Source organism: Minwuia sp. IMCC3009, from assembly GCF_029909415.1.
Lineage (GTDB): Bacteria > Pseudomonadota > Alphaproteobacteria > Minwuiales > Minwuiaceae > Minwuia.
Map to the genome: position 1 here is coordinate 2,595,942 of NZ_CP123781.1, position 21,815 is coordinate 2,617,756.

Sequence of the window (21,815 nt, forward strand, 5' to 3'; positions counted from 1 at the left end):
AGCCCATGGATTATGTCGCAGCCGAGAAGGCGCCGAGCCAGAATACCGGACAGATCAAGCTGCACGGACCGGAAGCGTTCGAGGGCATGCGCAAGGCAGGCCGGCTGGCCGCCGAGACGCTGGACCTGATCGCACCCCACGTGAAGCCCGGCGTGACGACCGGGGAACTGGACCGCATCTGCCACGAATACATCACCGACAATGGCGCGATCCCCGCGCCGCTGAATTACCGCGGCTTTCCGAAGTCGATCTGCACCTCCATCAACCACGTTGTCTGTCACGGCATTCCGGGGGACCGGGTGCTGAAGGATGGCGATATCGTCAATATCGATGTCACGGTCATCGTCGATGGCTGGCACGGCGATACCAGTCGCATGTTCTATTCCGGCAAGGTCAAGCTGAAGGCCAAGCGTCTGGTCGACATTACCTACGAATCGATGATGCGCGGCATCCGCATGGTGAAACCGGGGGCCTGCGTCGGCGACATCGGCGCCGCCATCCAGGAATATGCGGAGAGCGAGCGCTGCGCCGTGGTGCGTGATTTCTGCGGCCACGGTCTGGGGCAGGTGTTCCATGATGCCCCGAACATCCTGCACTATGGCGATTACGGCTCCGGTCAGGAATTGCGCCCGGGCATGTTCTTCACCATCGAGCCCATGATCAATCTGGGTGACTGGCGGGTGAAGATCCTGGAGGACGGCTGGACCGCCGTGACCCGCGACCGTTCCCTGTCGGCACAGTTCGAGCATTCCATCGGCGTGACGGAAACCGGCGTCGAGATCTTCACGGAATCGCCGAAGGGCATGCACAAGCCCCCGTATTGAGGGGGTGCCGCGCCGTGTCCGAATCCAGCGATGACGGGAAAGCGAAGCGCCCCGCGGCAGATGCGAAACCGCACTACCACGGCCATCGCGCCCGCCTGCGCCAGCGGCTGACCAAGACCGGCGGCGAGAACCTGGAAGACTACGAACTGCTGGAGATGATTCTCTGGGCCGGCAATCCGCGCGGCGACACGAAGCCCCTGGCCAAGGCCCTGCTGGCGGCATTCGGCGACTTCGCCCATGTCATCAGCGCCGCCCCGGAGCGGCTGCTGGAGATCAAGGGGCTGGGCGAGACCGGTGTCGCAGCGTTGAAGTCCGTCGAGGCCGCAGCCATCCGCCTGACCCGCACGAAGGCGATGAGCAGCGCCACGGTGCTGTCGTCATGGGACACGCTGGTCGACTATTGCAAGGCCGACATGGCCTACCGCAAGACGGAGCAGTTCCGGGTGCTGTTTCTCGACCGCAAGAACAAGCTGATCGCCGACGAACTGCAGCAGAAGGGCACGGTGGACCATACCCCGGTCTATCCGCGCGAAGTGGTGAAGCGGGCGCTGCAACTGGAAGCGTCCGCCCTGATCATGGTGCACAATCACCCCTCCGGCGACCCGATGCCGTCACACGCGGATATCGAGATGACGAAACTGGTACGCGATGCGGCCAAGGCCGTCGGCGTGACGCTGCATGACCACCTGGTGATCGGCAAGGGTCAGGAAATCAGCTTCCGCTCAGCCGGGCTGCTGTAACGGCAACAGCCCGGCCGATCACTTCACACAACGGAACCGGGTCGCAGGCCGACCTCAGGCGACCAGCGCATCGTCGGGAATGGCATAGAGGGCGGCCGAGCCCTGACGTGCTGCCAGCCCGAGCGATCCGGCCTGCGGCATCAGCTGGGTGGCAAAGAAGTGCGCTGTCCCGACCTTGGCATTGAGGAAAGGCGTGTCCCCCTCCCCCGCCGCCACCTGGCGCGCCGCCGCGATGGCTGCACGGGCAAGCAGGTCACCACCGGCAAGCAGGCCCATCAGGCGCAGGAAAGGTGCGGCACCGGCTGCGGCATCATTGGCCGCACTGCCCATGCGCTCCACCAGCCACGTGGCGGATTCCTCCGCTGCGGACCGTGCGGCCTCCAGCGGCTCCGCGATCGCCTGCACCCGTTCGTCGTCGCTCTTGCCGCAGGCGGCGATGGTCTCACTCACCTCCGCCAGCAGGTCCTTGATCGGTTCCCCGCCATTCAGGGTCAGCTTGCGCATCACCAGGTCCATGGCCTGAATGCCGTTCGTGCCCTCGTAGATCGGCAGGATGCGGCTGTCGCGATAATGCTGCCCGGCGCCGGTTTCCTCCACGAAGCCCATGCCACCATGGATCTGGACGCCAACGGAGGACATCTCGACCCCGATGTCGGTACCGAAGCCCTTGGAGATCGGCGTCAGCAGTTCCGCCATACCGCCACGGCGGCGGGCCGTGTCCGCGTCCGGATGACGGCGGCCATAGTCCAGGCAGGCGGCGTTGTAGAGGCAGATGGCGCGCGATGCTTCCGTATAGGCCTTCATGGTCATCAGCATCCGCCGCACGTCGGCATGGTCGATGATGCTGCCGGAGCCACCGGCCGCCGCATCGGGGATGGCCTTGCCCTGTACCCGGTCACGGGCGAAGGCGACAGCGCGCTGGTAGGCACGGTCCGCCACGGCAACACCCTGGGTGCCGACGGACAGGCGCGCATTGTTCATCATCGTGAACATCGACCGCATGCCCTTCATTTCCTCGCCCAGCATCCAGCCGACACAATTGTCATTGTCACCATAGGACATGACGCAGGTGGGGCTGCCGTGGATGCCGATCTTTTCCTCGATGGAGGCGCAGCGCAGGTCGTTGCGCTCCCCCAGGCTGCCATCGTCATTGACCAGGAACTTCGGCACCACGAACAGGCTGATGCCACGCGTGCCCGCAGGCGCGTCCGGTGTCCGGGCCAGCACCAGATGGATGATGTTGTCGGCCATGTCGTGCTCACCGAAGGTGATGAAGATCTTCTGGCCCTTGATCAGCCAGGTGCCGTCGCCGCGCGGCTCGGCCTTGGTGCGCAGGGCACCGACATCCGATCCCGCCTGCGGTTCGGTCAGGTTCATGGTCGCTGTCCATTCGCCGGAGATCATGCGGTCGAGATACTTGTCCTTCAGCTCTTCCGAGCCGTGTGCCTCCAGCGCGTCGATGGCGCCCTGGGTCAGCAGCGGACAGAGGGAGAAGGCCAGATTGGCTGCGTTCCACATCTCCGTCAGGGCGATGGTCACCGCCCAGGGCAGGCCGCCGCCGCCACGCTCCATATCGAACGGCACACCGTTCCAGCCGCCCTCGCAGAACTGGCGATAGGCATCGGCAAATCCCTCCGGCGTGCGCACAACCCCGTTCTCGTACTGCGCGCCCTGCTGGTCACCGGTCCAGTTCAGCGGCCCCAGCACGCCATTGGCCAGCTTCGCCGCTTCTTCCAGAATCTGGTCCACCAGATCGGGCTCGGCATGCTCGTAGCCGGGCAGTCTGGCGATATCCTCCAGATCCAGCACGTGATTGAGGACAAAGCGCATGTCGCGCACAGGGGCGGCGTAATCGGACATGGGGTCGACTCCCTTGTGGTATCCGTTCGGGATATCTCTTGTTTCGCATCTCTTGTGGCGGAGTGTACGGGGAATGCCGACACCCCGGCAATTGCCGTAGCACTTGACCTGTAAGCCGCCCGCGTTCAAGGGAAGCCGACTGCGACAAAGGTAAGCATCCATGCCCGACGGACACCCGGACCAGCCCGTGATCGACGCGGCGGAGATCACCCGCGCGGCGGCGCTGCTGCGCGCCGGTCGTCTGGTGGCCTTCCCGACGGAGACGGTCTATGGCCTGGGTGCGGACGCCACCAACGGCACCGCGGTCGCGGGGATCTTCGCCGCCAAGAACCGCCCCAGCTTCAACCCGCTGATCGCCCATGTGCCGGACCTGGCCGCGGCGCGGGAACTGGTGGTCTTCGACGATCTCGCGGAACGGCTGGCGACGCGCTTCTGGCCCGGCGCGCTGACCCTGGTCCTGCCCCGACGCGACAGGTGCCCGGTGGCGGAGATCTGCTCCGCCGGACTGGACACGCTGGCCGTGCGGGTGCCTGCGGGCGAGATCGCGCAGGCGCTGCTGCGGGCGGTCGGGCGCCCCGTCGCCGCGCCCTCCGCCAACCCTTCGGGCCGCCTCAGCCCCACCACCGCCGCGCATGTCATCAGCGGCCTCGGCGACCGGGTGGCCATGGTGCTGGACGGCGGCCCCTGCCCGGTCGGGGTGGAGTCCACCGTGGTTGGCGTCTTCGAGGGGCAGGCCGTGCTGCTGCGTCCCGGTGGGCTGGCGGTGGAGGAGATCGAGGCCATCGTCGGCCCCCTCAGCCGCCCCTCCGGTGCCCCGGACGCGCCGGCAAGTCCCGGCATGCTGGCCAGCCACTACGCACCGCAAAGTGCACTGCGCCTCAACGCAATGACGGCGGAGCCTGGTGAAACGCTTCTGGGTTTCGGCCCCGATGCCCCGCCAGGTCCGAATCTCAGCCGCACAGGCGACCTGGCGGAGGCGGCGGCGAACCTGTTTCAGGTGCTGCACAGCATCGACAGGGGCGAAACAGGGCGGATCGCCGTGATGCCGATCCCGAACCATGGACTCGGACTGGCCATCAACGACCGGCTCACTCGGGCGGCGGCGCCGAGAGACGGCTGATCACGAAGATCGCGACGATCAGTATCCCCGACTGGGTCCAGAGCGCCGGTCCATAGGATCCGGCGGCATCGCGGATCACACCGCTCATCCCCGGCCCCATTGCCTGGAACAGGTAGAGAAACAGCGCCAGCAGCCCGTAGGTCTTGCCATAGCCGGCGGCCCCGAACCAGCGTCGCGCCAGCAGCGGCGGCAGGATGACCAGGCAGCCGACAACGAAACCCGACAGCGCACAGGCACCATAGAGCGCGAGGCCGGGCGGTGCCTCCGCGATCGCCACCAGCCCCAGCGCCTGGACGCCATAGGACACACCGGCGATCCAGCGCAGGTCGAAACGCGCCGCGAAGAACCCCAGGCCGAAACGCCCGATGATCCCCGCTGCCGCCGTGACCGCCACCGCGTCCGCCGCCGCTGTCCGGGTCAGACGCTCCTCCAGCACCGGGATCTGGTGCGACAGGAACCCCACCTGCGCGGCGAGGCTGAGGCCGGTGGCCAGCACGATGACCCAGAATGCGGGAATGCGTGCCGTCGTGCCGAGGTGACGCAGCGCAGGCGTGGCGCTTGCCGCGGTCTCTGCCGCGCCCGGGGGCCGGGCGATGACCAGCGCCGCCACGGGCAGGGTGACGATGATGATGGAGAGCCCCGCCGCCGTGGCGGCGAAGGTGAAACCTTCCGCCACGGCGATCCGGGTCACGACCGGCACCATCACCATGGCCCCGACGCTCGCTCCGGTCAGGGCAAAGCTCATGGCCATGCCGAGGTTGCGGTCGAACCACGGCCCCAGCGTGGCGCTGATCCCCACTGCGCCCACCGCCGGATAGCCCAGCGCCATGACCACGAAGGCCGCATAGATGTGCCAGAGTTCGCTCGCCTGCCCCAGCAGCAGCACACTGATGCCCACCAGCGTCCCCCCGGCGGCCATCACCGCGCGCGGACCAAAGCGGTCGATCATGCCACCGGTGATCACCGTCATCGGAATGCCCACCACCCAGAACAGGGTCACCGCGCCGGAGACCGCGCTGGTGGACCAGCCATGCAGCCGCGTCAGCGAGGAGATGTAGAAGCCGTGACCGTAGAAGACCGTGCCCCAGGCAAAGATCGCGATCAGGAAACACCCTGCGGTGACCGCCCAGCCCCGGTGAAACCGGGGGGCGTGGACGCGCTCGGGCAAGGGTTCGGCGACAGGCTCCATCCGCGCAACCTATCCCGCCCGCCGCGCCCCTGTCTCCCGGACATTCGGCATGCCGGGTATTTCGGGAAGTGCACGGTCTCCAAAGCCCGCGCGGCACTCCTGGGTACCCGGGTCAAGCCCGGGCAAGGCGTCTGTTGGGTGTTGGCGGTGAGTTCCACTGATCCGCCTTCCTGCCACGCCGCTCGCGGACTTGATCCGCGAGCCCCATCGCCCACGCCTGCGCGGCACAGCCGGAATCAGGCGCGTTTCAGGTGGAACAGGGCGACGTTGATCAGGCCGTCGCGGAAGCCTTCGGCACAGAACAGCAGGTAGAAGCGCCACATGCGGCGGAAGCGCTCGTCGAAGCCGTCGAGGCGGCCGATCTCCGGCCAGGCGCGTTCGAATGACTGCTGCCAGATGCGCAGCGTGCGCTCGTAGCTGCGGCCGAAGAACTGTTCTCCGGCCAGTTCCAGTCCCGCATCCTGGGCAGCACTGCGGAAGGCGGAGGGCGACGGCAGCATGCCGCCGGGAAAGATGTAGCGCTGGATGAAGTCCGCGCGCTTGCGGTAGGCGGGAAAGGCGTCGTCGTCGATGGTGATGACCTGGATCACCGCTTCCCCGCCCGGCCGCAGACGGTCATGCACGGTGCGGAAATAGGCAGGCCAGTTCTCCTCCCCCACCGCCTCGAACATCTCGATGGAGACGATGCGGTCATAAGTACCGGAGGTGTCGCGGTAGTCGGTCAGGCTGAAGCGGGCGCTGTCCGCCAGCCCTTCCGCCGCGATGCGGTCACGGGCATGGCGAAGCTGCTCGGTCGACAGGGTGATGCCGGTGACATCCGCCCCGCGCTCACGCGCCGCGACCTCCGCCAGGCCGCCCCAGCCGCAGCCGATCTCCAGCACCCGGTCACCTGTGCCGACATTGGCCATGTCGAGAATCGTGCGGTATTTCCGCGCCTGCGCCTCGGCGAGGCTCGTTTCATCGTCATCCGCCGTGAACAGGGCTGACGAATAGGTCATGCTCTCGTCCAGCCAGGGCGCATAGAAGGCGTTTCCGAGATCGTAGTGGTAGGCGATGTTGCGGCGGCTGCCCCTGCGGGAGTTGGCGTGGCGGCGATGGAACAGCAGGTCCAGCCAGCGCCGGGTGGCCAGTCCCTGCGACTGGCGCACAAGCGCCTGGCGGTTCATCTGCACGACCTGGAGAAAGGCCGCGAGATCAGGCGTCGACCAGTCGCCATCCAGATAGGCCTCGGCAAAGCCAAGCTCTCCGCCGGTGACCAGCCTGCGCAGGGCGCGCCAGCGATGCAGCACGACCTCCGCCGCCGGTTCCGCGTCCGATGCGCGCCGCCCCGCCGTGAGCGTGCGGCCATCAGGCCGGTGAAAGATGATCTGGCCGGTGCCGATGCATCCGGCAACGCGGTGCAGCACGCGCGACCAGAGCAGGGCGCCCCCCCGCCGGTGCAGCCAGCCACTCCGGCGTCGGGCGCCGATTTCCTCCAGCATCGCTTCAACCGTGTCCTGGCGCTTGCGATCCCCAACGGTGTCGATCGTGCTCATGGGCACTCCCTGAACGTCATGCTGTCCGGTCGATGTCCTGATGTCTCGTCACGTCTCAGGCGCGCCATGAACTGGCGGGCCGCCCAAGGAACGGAATGCCTTTCAGCCACAGCCGCGCCGCCTCCCAGTGTATCCCGGCAACAACCTTGTGGGTCATCAGCGGGTGACGCAAGACCGTCGAGACGATCTGGCGGTCGGTCAGAGGCTTGCGCTGACCGCTGAAACTGGCATCCAGCAGCGGGCCATCGTCGTCGGCATGACGGATCACCACCGCCACATCCTGACCCGGCGGGCGCACCCGAAAGCGGTAGTTGCCGGTATTGGCGATGAAGGGAGAGACGAAGAAACGCTTCTCCGCCTGCTGCATCACCAGCCCGGTATCCTCCCCCTCCACGGGGATGGCATAGGCGTGGCGGTCGCCGAAGGTATTGTGGACCTCATAGACAATGGCGCGCAGCGTGCCGGTGTCGTCGCGACAGAACCAGACGGTCAGCGGGTTGAACACGTACCCGAGCAATCGGGGATAGGTCAGCATCTCTATCCGGGCCGGCGCCGGCTGACCGATGTCGTGCAGCAGCCCCTCGATCCAGGGGCGCAGGCCCAGACCCGCCTCCCCTTGCCCGTGATCCGTTGGCCCATGATCTTCTGGCCGGAACGAAAGCAGGGCCCGGCGTCCGTGGCCGAACAGCCTGAGCGTCCCGTCCAGTTCGTCCAGCCGGTCCACGTCGAGCCCCAGCGAGAAGACACGGTAGCTCAACCGGTGCCGCTTCGGACGGTGCCGGACGTGAACCACGCGGCCCTCGTAGATGCTGCCTGCCGGTATCGGGTGAATGCCGGTCACGGTCAGGCGGCCTGCCGGGTGCTGGTCATCAGTTCCGGCCAGCCGGGCGGCAGGCTGAGACGGCCGGATTCATTCTCCACGTCCCACGGCCTGCGGACACCGCCCAGCGCCTCCGCCACCGCCAGCCCGGCCTGAATGCCATCCTCATGAAACCCGTCCCCCAGATAGCTGCCGCAGAACCAGGTGTTGCGATGGCCCTGAATGTTCCAGATCAGGCTGCGCATCCGCACCGTCGCCGCATCAAAGACCGGATGATCATAAGGCACGGTACGCAGGATCGTCCCCTCCGCCGGTTGCTCCACCGGATTCAGCGTGACGAACAGGTCGTGCCGGGTCGGCAACGGCTGCAGCCGGTTCATCCAGTAACTGACGCAGAGCTGCTGCGCCTCGCCATTGGCGGAGGCCTGACGGGTGAGGTAGTTCCAGCTTGCCCAGACCCGGCGGCGCTTCGGCATCAGCGCCCTGTCGGTATGCAGCATCGCCACGTTCCGCTGGTAGCGGAAGGCGCGCAGCATGCGCTGCTCCGCGCCGTCAGGATCCTTGATCAGCGCCAGCGCCTCGTCGGCGTGGCAGGCAAGGACGACCTCGTCGAACTCCTCGACACCGCCCTGCCGGTCCTCGATCCGGACACCGTCCGGCAGCCGGGTCACCGCTTCCACCGCCGTGTTGAGGCGGATCCGGTCCCGAAAGCCTGCCGTCAGCCGCTTCACGTATTCACGGCTGCCGCCCTGAACTGTCGACCATTGCGGTCGGCCGGAAAGGCCCAGCAGCCCGTGATTGTCCAGAAACCGCAGCAGGCTCTGCGCCGGATAGTCCAGCATGTGCTCCGCCGGGGTGGACCAGATCGCCGCGGTCATGGGCAGCAGGTGATCACGCACGAAGGCATGGCCCAGCCGGTGCTGGCCCAGGTACTCGCGCAGGGTCATGGTCTCCGGCGTCTCCGCGAAACTCTCCTTCGCCTCCGCATAGAAGCGGCGAATGTCGATCAGCATGCGCCAGAAGTCCGGCCGGATCAGGTTGCGGCGCTGCCCGAACAGCATGGAAGGCGCGGCCCCGCCATATTCGAAACGGCCATTGTCGCTGGACACGGCAAAGGACATGTCCGACTTCGCCACCGGTACATCCAGATGGTCGAACAGGGCATTCAGGTTGGGATAGTTCCGGTCGTTGAAGACGATGAAGCCGGTGTCCACGGCAATGGTCCCGTCACCGGCATCCACTTCGACCGTGTTCGCATGTCCGCCGACATGCTCCGCGCGGTCATAGACCGTGACCCTGTGGCTCCGGGACAGCAACCAGGCAGCGGACATACCGGAAATGCCGGACCCGATGATGGCGATGTTGCGACCGGTACTGGTGGCTGAATGCATGTGTTTCCTACCCAAGGGCGTGAGCCGGTTTACCGCGTCCCGCTGTCCGATTGCCGGACCCCGGTTCGTCACCCTAGGCTACGAGGCGTTTGTTTCGGTGGATCACCGGGGGACAATGTCGGAAATTTTTCTGCATTGTGCCTGATCCGCTCCGGCAGCGCGCACGTACACGGCTTCATGAGGGCAGCATTGAAACAGGTACCGGGTTCGGGGTCGTTCGAGACCACCGGGCCGTCCATACCGGAACTGAACCGGCTTCTCGTCGATATTGCCGAGAAGCGCAGCCGTGCCGCCTTTGCGGAACTCTTCAGTCACTTCGCCCCCCGCATCAAGGGCTTCATCATGCGCTCGGGCACCAGTGAGGAGCTGGCGGAAGAGATCGTGCAGGAGACCATGGTGACCGTCTGGACCAAGGCAACGCAGTTCGATGCCGCCCGGGCCGGCGCATCCACCTGGATCTTCACCATCGCGCGCAACAAGCGGATCGACATCCTGCGCCGGGTCAGTCGGCCCGAGCCTGATCCGGAAGATCCGATGTTCCAGCCCGACCCGCCCCAGTCGGGGGAGGAATTCACCCAGTCCAGACAGGACCAGGTCCGGGTCAGGGCGGCACTGGAGCACCTGCCGCCCGAACAGGTCGAGATCGTGCGGCTGTCGTTCTTCGACAGCCTGACACATTCGGAGATTGCGGAACGTCTCTCCCTGCCCCTGGGCACGGTGAAATCCCGCCTGAGACTTTCGTTCCGCAAGATACGTTCTGCATTGGGAGATGAGAGATGATGATACGTCATCACCCGAACGAGGCGACCCTGCTGAGCTATGCCTCCGGCGGCTTGCCCACCGCGCTGTCGGCCATCGTCGCAACCCATCTGGCGGTCTGCCCGACCTGCCGTGCCCGCACCGCGGAGGCGGAGGCCATTGGCGGCGCGCTGCTGGGCGCGGTCGAGCCTGTCGAGGTCGGTGCCGGGGCGCTGGATCGCGCGCTGGCCGCAATCGACGCGGATTTTGCTGGCGACGTGAACCAGGTTGCGGATACGGGCATGCGCAATCGCGATCTGCCGTCCCCCCTTGGCGCCATGCTGCCTGCCGATCTGGACAGCCTGCGCTGGTGGCCGGTCGGGCGCGGCATTCGTCAGGCCCGTGTCGGTACCGGCGAGGCCATGATCCGCCTGTTGCGGATCGCGCCCGGTCGGGCCGTGCCGCAGCACAGTCACGGCGGTCACGAGATGACCATGATCGTCTCCGGCTCCTATACCGACGAGATCGGGCGTTTCATGCCCGGCGATGTGGTCGATCTGGACCCGGAAGTTACGCATCAGCCGGTCTCCGACGCCGATACCGACTGCATCTGCATAATCGCCACCGATGCGCCGCTGGAGTTCACCGGCTGGGTGCCGCGCCTGATGCAGTCGCTGGTCCGTGTCTGACCGACCGGCCTTCCCGAAAGCCTGAAGCCCTTTCGCCTGGACGTGAAAACCACTAACGATCGGAGGATCAGTTCTGATCCTCCGGTGGAGATTTCCGCGTGTCCGATGCCCAGCCTCCCGTTGCCGAACAGCGCCCGCACAGCTTGACCGCCCACGGCGTGACCCGCCAGGACCCCTGGTACTGGCTGCGTGACGAGAACTGGCGGGAGGTCATGCGCGATCCCGCCGTGCTGGATGCCGACATCCGCGCCTATCTGGAGGCGGAGAATGCCTATGCCGAAGCCCGGCTGGCAGATGTCTCGGACCTGCGGAAGCACCTGTTCGAGGAACTGAAGGGACGGCTGAAGCAGGACGATTCCACACCCCCGGCTCCGGACGGCCCCTTCGCCTATTTCACCCGCTTCCTGCCCGGGGCCGAGCACCCGCAGTTCTGCCGCATCCCGCGCGAAGGTGGCGACACCGAACTGCTGCTGGACGGGGACGCGATGGCGGCGGGGCATGATTTCTTCCGGTTGGGCGCGCTGCGGCATTCACCGGATCACAGGCTGCTCGCCGTTTCCTGCGACACGCGGGGGTCCGAACTCTTCGGCATCGAAGTCCGTGATCTTGCAACCGGCGAAACCATCGAGACCGGGCCGACCGGCACCAGCGGGGAAGTCATCTGGGCCGCCGACAACACACACTATTTCTACACCCTGCTGAACGACGACCTGCGGCCTGACCGGGCCTTCTGCCATCGCATCGGCGACGACCCGGCCAATGACCGGCTGGTCTATCACGAGCCGGACAGCGGCTATTTCCTGGGCCTCGACAACGGGGAGAGCGAGCGCTTTCTCTACCTGGTCTCGCATGCATCCGAGACCACGGAAGTGCGCTTCATCCCCACCGACAGTCCGGACGCCGAACCACGGCTGATCGCCCCGCGCCGCGACGGTCATGACTATGACGTGACCGATCAGGGCGACCGCTTCGTCATCCGGACCAACAAGGACGGTGCCATCGACTACAAGCTGATGACCGCACCGCTGGACCGGCCGGAGGAAGACAACTGGACGGACCTGGAGCCCGCGCGCGACGGCCGGCTGCTCCGCGCGGTATGCGCATTCGATAGCTGGCTGGTACATCTGGAAACGGTCAATGCCCTGCCCCGTATCGTCGTGACCGACACGGAAAGTGGCGAGCAGCACAGCATCGCCTTCGATGAGGAGGCCTACAGCCTCGGCATCGCGGGCGGGGAATATGTCTCCGACACCGTCCGCTTCTCCTATTCCTCTCCCACCACGCCGGAGCAGACCTACGACTACAACATGCGGACGCGGGAACGGGTCCTGGTCAAGGCGCAGGAAATCCCGTCCGGTCACGACCCGGCCAGCTATACCGTCCGCCGTCTGCAGGCCGTTTCCCACGACGGGGAGCAGATCCCGCTGACCCTGCTGCACCGCAATGACACGCCGCCTGCGCCGGACCGTCCGTTGCTGCTCTACGGCTACGGCTCCTACGGCATGTCGATGCCGGCCAGTTTCAGCCCGCACCGGCTCAGCCTGGTGGATCGCGGCTTCACCTATGTGATCGCCCATATCCGGGGCGGCATGGAGAAGGGCTATCGCTGGTACACCGAAGGCAAGCTGCTGAAGAAGACCAATACCTTCCGGGACTTCGTCTCCGCCGGGGAGCATCTGGTCGGCCAGGGCCTGGCGGGACACGGCAACATCGCCATTCATGGCGGCAGTGCCGGTGGCATGCTGGTGGGTGCGGCGGCCAACATGGCGCCGACGCTGTGGCGCGCGGTCGTCGCGGAAGTGCCCTTCGTCGATTGCCTGACGACGATCCTGGACGCCAGCCTGCCGCTCACCCCGCCGGAATGGACCGAATGGGGCAACCCGGTGGAATCGCGGGCCGTCCACGACCTGATGCAGTCCTACAGCCCCTACGACAATGTGGCGGCCATGGACTATCCGGCCATGCTGATCACGGGCGGCCTGACCGACCCGCGCGTCACCTACTGGGAACCGGCCAAATGGGCGGCGAAGCTGCGGGCGACGCGCACCAACGACAGCCTGCTGCTGTTGCAGATCAACATGGACTCAGGCCATGGCGGATCGGCAGGACGCTTCGACAAGTTGCACGAGGTCGCGCGCAATCACGCCTTCCTGCTGAAGGTCTTTGGCAGGACCTGACCGGAGGAGACCTACAGGGGCCGGGCCGGGTCAGTTGTTCTGGGTGCGGGGGAAACGGACGGAGACGTCCTTCTGCAGTTCCAGATCGCGATAGAGATCATCCAGCGGCGCGGGTGCGCCATTGCGGATCTGGAATTCCCGGTTCTGGAAATGCAGCGTACGGACGGAGGCGTAGAGGTCCAGCGACGTGGCCTCCAGCGATTCCGAGGCCTCGATCGTCTCGGACCGATTGTCCACGATTGCCGTGCCGGTGCGCACGACGGCGGGCACGAAACCGAAGACCAGACTGAAGGGGTCGGTGAAGATATCCACTACCTTGCCCGCCGTGTCACGGGCATTGGACGGGCCGAACAACGGCAGCATCAGGTAAGGGCCGGAATCACTGCCCCACACGGCCAGCGTCTGACCGAAATCTTCCTTGCGCCGTTCGAAATTGCCCGCCGTGGTGATGTCGAACAGGCCACCCAGACCAACCGTGGTGTTGATCATGAACCGCATGAAGGTGTTCCAGCCCGCCTCGGCATCGCCCTGCAGGATGTTGTTCAGCAGGGTCTGCGGCTCGGTCAGATTTTCCAGCGCATTCGACAGGCCACTGCGCACAGGCGCGGGCGTGATCGTGCGATAACCGCGTGCGACCGGGCGGATCACACCCCGGTCCAGACCCAGGTTGAACTGGAAGATGTCGCGGTTGGTTTCCTCGTAGGGGTCACGCAGGGTGTCGGCGAATGCCGGTGCGGTTGCCACCAGCGTCGCGAGGCCCAGCGCACCCGCCACGAACATTGATCGAATACCGGTCCCAGTCTTCATCCGCATGCCTGCTCCGCCCCGTCCGCCATCGGCCCGCGCAACAAAATTGCGAATCAAAGCCGGTCAAATCATTGAAGCCCTGACCTATTTGGCCATTTTTGCGAGATCTTACAAGCAGACTGTTAGGGAAGTGTGACCGTCGGCATTAACCTTTTGCCGGGTCGGATCACCCTGAAGCAGGACCCCGCCGGGGCTGTCCCGGAGCATTTTCGACGCTGTCGCTACCGACAGAACGCAGCATTCCGCCCGCGCTGGCCGCATGACCCGGCAGCGGCCGACACCATGGACAAAGCGGACCCCAATCGCCGAAGCTGGCCGCAACATGCACAGCGGAATGGGGAGGAAGCGTCATGGGTTACCGGTCGATCTACAGGTCAGGGCTTTTCGCGGGACAGACCATCATCGTCACCGGCGGCGGTTCGGGCATCGGGCGCTGCACGGCGCACGAGCTGGCATCCCTCGGGGCCACGGTGGCGCTGATCGGGCGGCGGATCGAGAAGCTGGAGGCCGTGGCGGCAGAGATCACGGAGGATGGCGGCACCGCCATCACGCATGCCTGCGACCTGCGTGACGAGGAGGCGGTGACGGCGATGGTGGCCGACGTGATCGCCCGCACGGGTCGCGTGGACGGTCTGGTCAACAATGCGGGCGGGCAGTTCACCAGCCCCGCGGCAGACATGAACCAGAAGGGTTTCGAGACCGTCGTCCGCAACAACCTGGTTTCCGGCTTCACGACCGCGCGCCAGTGTTTCGTGCAGTGGATGCGCGAGCATGGCGGCGCCATCGTCAACATCGTCGCCGACCCGACCAGCGGCACCCCGGCGATGGTCCATACCGGCGCCTCACGCTCCGGCATGATGAGCGTGACGGAGACCCTGGCCGTCGAATGGGCACCGTCCGGTGTGCGCATCAATGCGGTGGTACCGGGCTACATTGCCTCATCCGGCATGGATACCTACAGCCCGGAGATGCAGGAGAAATTCCGCGAGAACATGAAGAAGATGCCGTTCAAGCGCATGGGAACGGAATCCGAAATCTCCTCCGTCATCTGCTTCCTGCTGTCGGAGGGGGCATCCTACGTCACCGGCGCCAGCTATTACGTGCATGGTGCCAGCCTCTCGATCCGCCAGGACTGGACCGTCCCGGATCACGACCGCGCCAAGCCCTACCAGGGCTTCCACCGCTACACTGCACCGCGCATGCTGACCGGAGCGTCAGAGGACTAGAGACAGACTCATCCCTGCAGGGCGTCGTCCACCTTCAGGATGATCTCGTCGACCGTGAAGGGCTTCACGACGATGTCGTGGATCAGCAGGTCGAGATTGTGGGCGCGATCGCGTTCGTTGGCATAGCCGGTCATCATCAGGATGCACATGTCCGGCCAGGACTTGCCCGCCTTCAGCGCCAGCGCCACACCATCCATGATCGGCATGACGATGTCGGTCAGCAGCAGGTCGTAGCTGTCCTGCTCCAGACGTTCCAGTGCCGCCGCGCCGTCGGATGCAACATCGACGTCATGCCCCGCATGACGCAGGGCGCGCGAGACAATATCCCTGATGTCCGGTTCGTCATCGACGACGAGAACCCTTGCCATAGCTATCGCACCCTGAATTCCGAGCCTCGTCTCATGATAGCCCCCGCCCGACAGGCTGGAAAGCGGGCCATTCTCAATGGTCCGATCCGGCTTCGCTTTCGGCACGGACGCTGGTGACGTCGGCGGGAACCTCACTCAGCCGCAGGGCCATGACACGGCTTTCCTTCGGGGCCAGAGGCTCGTCGGACGGCAGCCTGATCCGTTCCGTCTTCTCGGTCTCCCCGTCGGCGCGCAGCAGATGCACGACGGCGATGGGCAGTGACTGCCGCGATCCGGTGTTGTTGGTCAGGCGGATCAGCAGGTTCAACTGCCGCGCGCCGTGATCATCCACCAGTTCGGAGCTTTCGACCGCCAGTTCGACGCCCGCCGCCTCATGCGCGTTCTCCACGATACCCGGAGCCATGGTGCCGACCGTGTCGTAGAGCCGCTGCAGCGGCGGCCATGCCTCCACCAGGGGGCCGCGCATCAGCACCAGCGCCGCCGCCAGACCGCCGATGCAGCCCAGCAGGAATACCCAGCCGATCCAGACCCATACCGGCGTGCGCCTGCGCCCTGCCCGTGGCTTCCTGTCGGCTTCTGCCTTCTTCGGCTTCCTGGCCTTCTCCATGCTTTCGGGCTTCGGTTCAGCCGCCAGCACCGGCATGGCGGGTGCCGCGTCATCCGCCGGTTCTGGCGGGGCGTCGTCCGGTGCCGCGTCCTCCGGGTCTTCCTCCGGCTCCGCAGTATCCATTCCCGGCATGTCATTGAGGCCGAAGCCAACCTGTTCGGACGCTGCCGGAGGCGCAGGCGGTTCCGCCCTGGGCTTCGGGGCCTCGTTCTGCATGTCCATGCGCGCATCGACCTCTTCGACCGCATCACTGCCGTCGGTGGTCCAGCGGTGGCTGCACCGTGCACAGCGCACTTCGCGCTTGCCTGCCTGAAACACATCGTCGCCAATCACATAGCGCGTTGCGCAGGCTGGACAGGTCAATATCATTCGCGGGCTCGTCTGCCAGTCGTCCAACCCGGTCGACAGCCGGGCGATCAGGCCATATAGGCACTGAATGATCCGCCGTTCAAGGCGGCGACCCCCGCGCGGGTCTCACAGCAGGCCCGAATGAGTTCAACGCAGGCAAGGCGAGACAGACGTGCAACAGCAGGGGACAGACGGAACCGGCGAACCGCTGGTGGCCATGCGCAATGTCGGACTGCGCTATGGCACCGGACCGGAAGTCCTGCGCGACCTCGATCTGGAACTCGCCGAAGGGTCGTTTCATTTCCTGACCGGACGCTCCGGTGCAGGCAAGTCGTCGCTGTTGAGCCTGCTGCATCTCAGCCGCCGCCCCAGCCGGGGTCTGATGCGGGTGTTCGGCCACGACATGCAGGACATGCCGGCACGGGATGTGCCCGTGCTGCGACGCCGGATCGGCGTGGTCTTTCAGGATTTCCGCCTGCTGGACCATCTCTCGGCACAGGAGAACGTGGCGCTGCCGCTGAAGGTCGCCAACACCATGGATGCCGAACGGATCGACGAGATCGTTCGGGAACTGATTGACTGGGTCGGCCTCGGACAGCAGGCCCAGGCGCGCCCGCCGACCCTCTCCGGCGGGGAGAAGCAGCGCGTCGCCATTGCCCGCGCCGTCATCTCCAGCCCGCGCCTGCTGCTGGCGGACGAGCCGACCGGCAACGTCGATCAGGAAATGGGGGAGCGGCTGATGCGCCTGTTCGTGAAGCTCAACTCCCTCGGCACGACCATCGTGATTGCGACCCATGATCTCTCCCTGCCCGGACAGTATGGCTATCCGCTGCTGCATCTGGAGGATGGACGGCTGACCCACGAATCGGGGGGAACGGCCTGAATGTCCGTCTCCGAATTGTCACTGGATAGAGACCCCTCCAGCCGCTTCGTCCCCTGGATCGTCGCGGCGCTGTCGCTGATGTGCGCGATCGCGCTGGGCACGGCCTTCGCCCTCGCCTCCATGACTGCGGACTGGGGCCGGGCGGCCAGCGACCAGGTCACCCTGCGGGTGGCAACCGGGGACACCGACATCCCGGCACTGGTCGATCAGGTCGCGCAGCTGGACGCCGTGAGCCGGATCGAACACCTGCCACGGGAACAGGTGGCCCGCATGCTGCAGCCCTGGCTGGGGGATGTGGCACAGGTCGACACCGCCCTGCTGCCCCTGCCCGCCCTGATCGACGTCAGACTGAAGCCCGGCGCGAATACCACCGAACTGCGTGCACTGATCGCCGACCGGTCGGAGATCACGCTGGATTCCGCCGACGCCTGGCTTGCCCCGCTGCAGGACCTTGCCGGGCTGGCGCGGCTGGTGGCCTGGGTGCTGGCGGCGGTGGCGGTCGGGGCCATCATGCTGGTGACCGTGTTCGCCACCCGCTCCGCCCTGGTGAACCAGCGCCAGACCGTTGATCTGCTGAGACTGATCGGGGCTGCTGACGGCTACATCGCGAAACGGTTCCAGCGGCATGGCCTGCGGCTGGCGCTGGTCGGCGGGATTGCCGGGACGGTACCCGGCCTGATCGTCATCTTCTTCGCGACGGCAGCCGCACGTCTGCAGGGCGCGGCGCTGCTGAACGGACTGACACCTTCACTGGCAGGCTGGCTGGCCATCGCCGCACTGCCTCTGATCGTTGCGCTTGTCGCGACATTCACGGCCCGTGTCACCGTGCTGAAGCTGCTCCGCGCGAGTTGGTGAGCCGCATGAAGACCCTGTTCCGCATCATCCTTGTTCTGGTGGCCCTCTGGTTCGGCGGCCTGGTTCACTTCGTCGGCGACATTCAGACCATGCGGCAGACCGATGTCGCGGCAGATGCGATTGTCGTGCTGACCGGCTCTCAGGGACGTGTGACGGAGGGGCTGGAACTGCTGGCCCGCAACCCGAGCCGCCGGATGCTGATCTCCGGCGTCGACACCCGCACCGACAAGGCGGCGCTGGCCCGGGCCTATCCGGACTCGGCGGCGCTGATCGCCTGCTGCGTCACCCTGGGGCCCGATGCCCTGGACACCGTTGGCAACGCCGAGGAAATTGCCCGCTGGGCCATTCGGGAAGGCGTCGAGTCACTGATCGTCGTTACCGCCGCCTATCACATGCCGCGCAGTCTGGTGGAACTGAAACGGACGACGGCCAGTTTCCGGCTGGAGCCATGGCCGACACGCGCCGGCACCGATGACCCGGATCGCTGGTCGGAGGACCGCCGGACATTCCTGCGGCTGGTGGTCGAATATCACAAGTATGTCTTCAGCCTGCTGCGTGCCCGCCTGACCGCCGACATCGGCGACGTGAGGCTCAGATGATCGGACTGGTTCGGGCCACCCTGTTCAATATCTGGTTCTTCGGCTGGACCATCGTGGCCCTGCTGTTCTTCATTCCGGCGCTGACCCTGCCAAGGCAGGCCGTGATGTTCGGCCAGCGGGTCTGGGCACGGGGGGTGAACTTCGGCATGCGCTGGCTGGTCGGCCTGCGCTACGAAGTTCGCGGCAAGCACAATCTGCCCCCCGGTCCCGCGATCATCGCGTCAAAGCATCAGTCCGCATGGGACACGATCATCTGGCATCTGGAGGTGCCGGACCCTGCCGTGGTCATGAAACGCGAACTGCTCAGCATCCCGGTCTACGGCTGGTACTGCCGCCACACCCGCCAGATTCCGATCGACCGGGGCGCGGGTGCGAGCGCGCTGAAGAACATGCTGCACAGCGCCGCCGCCGCCCGCGACCTGAACCGTCACATCATCATCTTCCCGGAGGGGACACGTGTCGCGCCGGGGGAAAGCGGTAACTTCCATCCGGGTGCCGCCGCGCTGTACCGGCACCTCGACATCCCCGTGATACCCGTCGCGGTGAACTCCGGGCTCTTCTGGGGCCGCAACGCCTTTCGCAAGCGCCCGGGAACCATCGTGCTGGAGTATCTGGAACCGATTCCCCCGGGTCTGGACCGCAAGGCATTCCATGCCCGCCTGCAGGCCGACATCGAGACGGCAACGCGCCGCCTGGAAGACGAAAGCCGAGCAACACAAACAGACTGATCGCGTTCGGATCAGGGTTTCGTGGCCGTGACACACCAGATGGCCGCGCCAAGTCGCACACCTTCCGGGGTGGCGAACGACGAGAGCTTTTCCGCCATCGCCTGGTTCAGCGCCTGCTGGGTCTGCGCATCAGCCTCGCTGGCCACGGACCCGACCGGTCCCACCTCCATGGCGGTCTGGATCGCCTCCTCCACCGTTTCTCCCATGACCATCTCGTGATCGTAGGGTTCGATCCGGATGTCGGTGAAGCCACCGCTGCTGAGTATCCGGCTGACCCGCTCCGGGTTGGAAAAGGAGAACGGGCCGGGTTCTTCCGGCCCGGGCCGGGCGGGAAGCTGGACGAATTCCTTCGCCACCAGCACCGGCACCAGCATCCAGGGATTTTCGGAAAGCGGACGCCAGCAGGCGAAGGCCACGCGTCCGCCGGAACGGACGGATCCACCGATATGGGCGAAGGCCGCGTCCGGATCCGCGAAGAACATCACGCCAAAGCGGGAGAACAGGAGGTCGAAGGCGTCACGGTCGAGATCATGACTCGACGCATCAGCCTCGACGAATTCCACCGGCATATCGGTCGCCACCGACTTCGCGACCTCCAGCATCGGGCGCGAGACATCGACCCCGACCACCCGTCCCGACGCGCCGACCCGGGCGCCCAGTTCCAGGCTGGTCGAGCCACAGCCGCAGCCAATGTCCAGGACACTCTCCCCCGGACTGACGTCGGCCACCTCGATCACGTGACGACTGAACGCCCCCAGTGTGCGGTCCATGCGCTGCTGGTTCTGCACCCACTTCTGACTGCTGGGTCCGTTCCAGTATTCAATCTGATCGGCGTTGCCGTCTGCCATTCCTGATCCCCCCCGACCGGATCCCCGAATCCAGCCATCTGCGCGCGCCGGGCGCGACGGTCGCTACCAACCGTCACGGCCCGCCAGCACCTCGGCCATCTGTTGTTCCTTCAGTCGCCTGCGGTGTTCCGCAAGCCTGCGGCTTCGTTCTGCCTGACGCATCATGGCCCAGACCGCGATGGAAACCGCAATGAAAAACATCATGAAGGGCATGGGCCGCAGCGACAGACCGTTGCCGATCATGCCGGTGACGAAGACGGGGGCGAACAGGCAGATTCCCGTGCGGCCCAGCCCCAGCATCATCATCACCAGTGCCCCCCAATAGGCGAAGAAGCCTATGATCCCGTTCTCGATGATCATCGTCAGATAGGTATTGTGGGACGTTGTCTCCTTCAGGCGCCAGATGATCGACGACATGTTGTCGGAGCCGATCCCGGTGCCCAGCCATATCTCGCCCGCCGGGCGTGCACTTATGATCTCCAGACGCTCCATCCATGTGCCGAGACGACCGGAGCCCAGTTCCTCGATCTTCACGTTGGTATCGACACGGACCTCCGCCTTCCGCTGTTCGTTCTCCACCACGATGAACAGCATGCCACCAATGCCCGCGGCCACGACAATCGCCTTCATGGGGCGAGAGAACCGGGTCGAGAACATGCCATAGGCACCGAAGTAGACCACGGCCCCGACCAGCACTTGGGTCGAGAAGCAGCCGATGATGTAGACCATCGCCAGGCCGACGAAGGCCACCATCACCTGCCAGCGCAGCAGGCCGGCCAGCCAGGCCTGATGCACGACCAGCATGAGGGCGAGTGACATGTAACCGCTGGAATGCGGGTTATCGATGCCGCCGTGATAGGGGGCCAGCCGTCCATTGCCGAAGACGCTTGCCCACCATCCGGGTACCGGTTCCGCCACGCCGGTCTCACCGGAATGGAGATACAGCGGCTGCGTGAACGACCACACCATTACCCAGACAATGGCACCACAGGCCAGCCAGGCAATCAGACGCACCGGAAACCGGTCCGCATGGCCAAGCACCAGAACACCAAGATAGAAGCCGCCCAGATACCGCAGCATCTGCGGGAAATCGATCTCCTGCCGCAGGATCAGATGCGCGGTCAGCCAGACGAAGGGCAGCGCCGTGATGACGAAGAACAGTCGCCAGCGCCACCAGTTCGGCCGCGCCAGGATACTGACACCGGCAAGCACGGTCTGGCCACCGAACAGCGCCGCCGCGATGGGCGTCAGGAGCCCGTCCGGCAGGGCGTTGTAGAAAGCGCCGTAGAAGAAATCGAGCACGATGAAAAAGGGCATGGCGAGTTCGACGAGGTCGATACGTGCCGCCCCCGCCCTGCCAGTCCCTGTATCGCCGTAGCCCGCAACCATCCGAATGCGCCTCTGGTCCAGAATGAAGCAACCCTTGCCCGTGGCGACCCACCAAGCAAGTCCCGCACCACGCA

21 protein-coding genes are annotated in these 21,815 nt (G+C 65.7%); 11 read left to right on the forward strand and 10 right to left on the reverse strand.

From position 1 onward, the window contains the following. Positions 1-5: 5 nt before the first annotated feature. Together map and radC are read left to right on the forward strand one after the other, a co-directional pair. Positions 6-824 carry a type I methionyl aminopeptidase gene (gene map / locus QGV55_RS12165; RefSeq protein ID WP_281016538.1) on the forward strand — a complete coding sequence of 273 codons (819 nt, stop codon included), beginning with the start codon at positions 6-8 and terminating at the stop codon, positions 822-824. Positions 825-838: 14 nt separating this feature from the next. Continuing rightward, positions 839-1,564: a DNA repair protein RadC gene (gene radC / locus QGV55_RS12170; RefSeq protein WP_281016537.1), complete on the forward strand. Its 726-nt coding sequence runs from the start codon at positions 839-841 to the stop codon at positions 1,562-1,564. Between the two features lie 54 nt (positions 1,565-1,618). On the opposite strand, the gene QGV55_RS12175 is transcribed toward radC, so the two are convergent. Then, on the reverse strand, positions 1,619-3,424 hold the full coding sequence (locus QGV55_RS12175) for an acyl-CoA dehydrogenase (protein ID WP_281016536.1): 1,806 nt from the start codon (positions 3,422-3,424) through the stop codon (positions 1,619-1,621). 160 nt (positions 3,425-3,584) lie between these two features. On the opposite strand from QGV55_RS12175, the gene QGV55_RS12180 reads away from it, so the two are divergent. Beyond that, complete coding sequence (locus QGV55_RS12180; RefSeq protein WP_281016534.1) at positions 3,585-4,544, forward strand: L-threonylcarbamoyladenylate synthase; 960 nt, start codon at positions 3,585-3,587, stop codon at positions 4,542-4,544. Here the strand turns inward: QGV55_RS12180 and QGV55_RS12185 are convergent. The 4 genes from QGV55_RS12185 to QGV55_RS12200 form a co-directional block, all read right to left on the reverse strand. Then, the gene (locus tag QGV55_RS12185; RefSeq protein WP_281016533.1) at positions 4,513-5,733 is read right to left on the reverse strand and encodes an MFS transporter; all 1,221 of its coding nucleotides are present in this window, start codon (positions 5,731-5,733) and stop codon (positions 4,513-4,515) included. The two genes, QGV55_RS12180 and QGV55_RS12185, sit on opposite strands and share 32 nt — an antisense overlap. Positions 5,734-5,969: 236 nt before the next feature. Further along, the gene (locus tag QGV55_RS12190) at positions 5,970-7,268 is read right to left on the reverse strand and encodes a cyclopropane-fatty-acyl-phospholipid synthase family protein (protein WP_281016532.1); all 1,299 of its coding nucleotides are present in this window, start codon (positions 7,266-7,268) and stop codon (positions 5,970-5,972) included. Positions 7,269-7,323: 55 nt separating this feature from the next. Beyond that, the gene (locus QGV55_RS12195) at positions 7,324-8,109 is read right to left on the reverse strand and encodes a DUF1365 domain-containing protein (protein ID WP_281016531.1); all 786 of its coding nucleotides are present in this window, start codon (positions 8,107-8,109) and stop codon (positions 7,324-7,326) included. Positions 8,110-8,111: 2 nt separating this feature from the next. After that, entirely contained in the window at positions 8,112-9,479 is a 1,368-nt protein-coding gene (locus QGV55_RS12200) for an FAD-dependent oxidoreductase (protein WP_281016530.1), read from the reverse strand. Positions 9,480-9,668: 189 nt separating this feature from the next. Between QGV55_RS12200 and QGV55_RS12205 the strand changes: the two genes are divergently transcribed. The 3 genes from QGV55_RS12205 (at position 9,669) to QGV55_RS12215 (ending at position 13,083) form a co-directional block, all read left to right on the forward strand. Further along, complete coding sequence (locus QGV55_RS12205; RefSeq protein ID WP_281016529.1) at positions 9,669-10,259, forward strand: sigma-70 family RNA polymerase sigma factor; 591 nt, start codon at positions 9,669-9,671, stop codon at positions 10,257-10,259. After that, a complete protein-coding gene (locus QGV55_RS12210) occupies positions 10,256-10,906 on the forward strand; it encodes a ChrR family anti-sigma-E factor (protein WP_281016528.1) in 651 nt (216 codons plus the stop codon). The genes QGV55_RS12205 and QGV55_RS12210 overlap by 4 nt, the downstream gene beginning before the upstream one ends. Positions 10,907-11,004: 98 nt before the next feature. Continuing rightward, positions 11,005-13,083, forward strand: a complete 2,079-nt coding sequence (locus tag QGV55_RS12215; protein WP_281016526.1) for a S9 family peptidase — start codon at positions 11,005-11,007, stop codon at positions 13,081-13,083. A gap of 30 nt (positions 13,084-13,113) precedes the next feature. Here QGV55_RS12215 and QGV55_RS12220 read toward each other — a convergent pair whose 3' ends face one another. Continuing rightward, positions 13,114-13,890, reverse strand: coding sequence for a VacJ family lipoprotein (locus QGV55_RS12220; protein ID WP_281016525.1), 777 nt, complete (start codon positions 13,888-13,890; stop codon positions 13,114-13,116). Between the two features lie 350 nt (positions 13,891-14,240). Here QGV55_RS12220 and QGV55_RS12225 point away from each other — a divergent pair, with 350 nt between their 5' ends. Further along, positions 14,241-15,116 (forward strand): SDR family oxidoreductase, encoded by an 876-nt coding sequence (locus QGV55_RS12225; protein ID WP_281016523.1) that lies wholly within the window; start codon positions 14,241-14,243, stop codon positions 15,114-15,116. An 8-nt stretch (positions 15,117-15,124) separates the two neighbouring features. Here the strand turns inward: QGV55_RS12225 and QGV55_RS12230 are convergent, their stop codons facing one another. Together QGV55_RS12230 and QGV55_RS12235 are read right to left on the reverse strand one after the other, a co-directional pair. Then, positions 15,125-15,484, reverse strand: coding sequence for a response regulator (locus QGV55_RS12230; protein WP_281016522.1), 360 nt, complete (start codon positions 15,482-15,484; stop codon positions 15,125-15,127). Between the two features lie 73 nt (positions 15,485-15,557). Beyond that, positions 15,558-16,460, reverse strand: coding sequence for an MJ0042-type zinc finger domain-containing protein (locus QGV55_RS12235; protein ID WP_281016521.1), 903 nt, complete (start codon positions 16,458-16,460; stop codon positions 15,558-15,560). A gap of 187 nt (positions 16,461-16,647) precedes the next feature. Here QGV55_RS12235 and ftsE point away from each other — a divergent pair, with 187 nt between their 5' ends. Genes ftsE through QGV55_RS12255 form a run of 4 tightly spaced genes read left to right on the forward strand, consistent with a single transcriptional unit; the run spans position 16,648 to position 19,504 of the window. Beyond that, on the forward strand, positions 16,648-17,322 hold the full coding sequence (gene ftsE / locus QGV55_RS12240; protein WP_348637699.1) for a cell division ATP-binding protein FtsE: 675 nt from the start codon (positions 16,648-16,650) through the stop codon (positions 17,320-17,322). Then, positions 17,323-18,177, forward strand: coding sequence for a hypothetical protein (locus QGV55_RS12245; RefSeq protein ID WP_281016519.1), 855 nt, complete (start codon positions 17,323-17,325; stop codon positions 18,175-18,177). A gap of 5 nt (positions 18,178-18,182) precedes the next feature. Beyond that, a complete protein-coding gene (locus QGV55_RS12250) occupies positions 18,183-18,776 on the forward strand; it encodes a YdcF family protein (protein WP_281016518.1) in 594 nt (197 codons plus the stop codon). Then, positions 18,773-19,504, forward strand: coding sequence for a lysophospholipid acyltransferase family protein (locus QGV55_RS12255; RefSeq protein ID WP_281016517.1), 732 nt, complete (start codon positions 18,773-18,775; stop codon positions 19,502-19,504). The genes QGV55_RS12250 and QGV55_RS12255 overlap by 4 nt, the downstream gene beginning before the upstream one ends. An 11-nt stretch (positions 19,505-19,515) precedes the next feature. On the opposite strand, the gene QGV55_RS12260 is transcribed toward QGV55_RS12255, so the two are convergent. Then, on the reverse strand, positions 19,516-20,352 hold the full coding sequence (locus QGV55_RS12260) for a methyltransferase domain-containing protein (protein WP_281016516.1): 837 nt from the start codon (positions 20,350-20,352) through the stop codon (positions 19,516-19,518). A gap of 63 nt (positions 20,353-20,415) precedes the next feature. Continuing rightward, positions 20,416-21,741, reverse strand: coding sequence for a hypothetical protein (locus tag QGV55_RS12265; RefSeq protein ID WP_281016515.1), 1,326 nt, complete (start codon positions 21,739-21,741; stop codon positions 20,416-20,418). Positions 21,742-21,815: the final 74 nt, after the last annotated feature.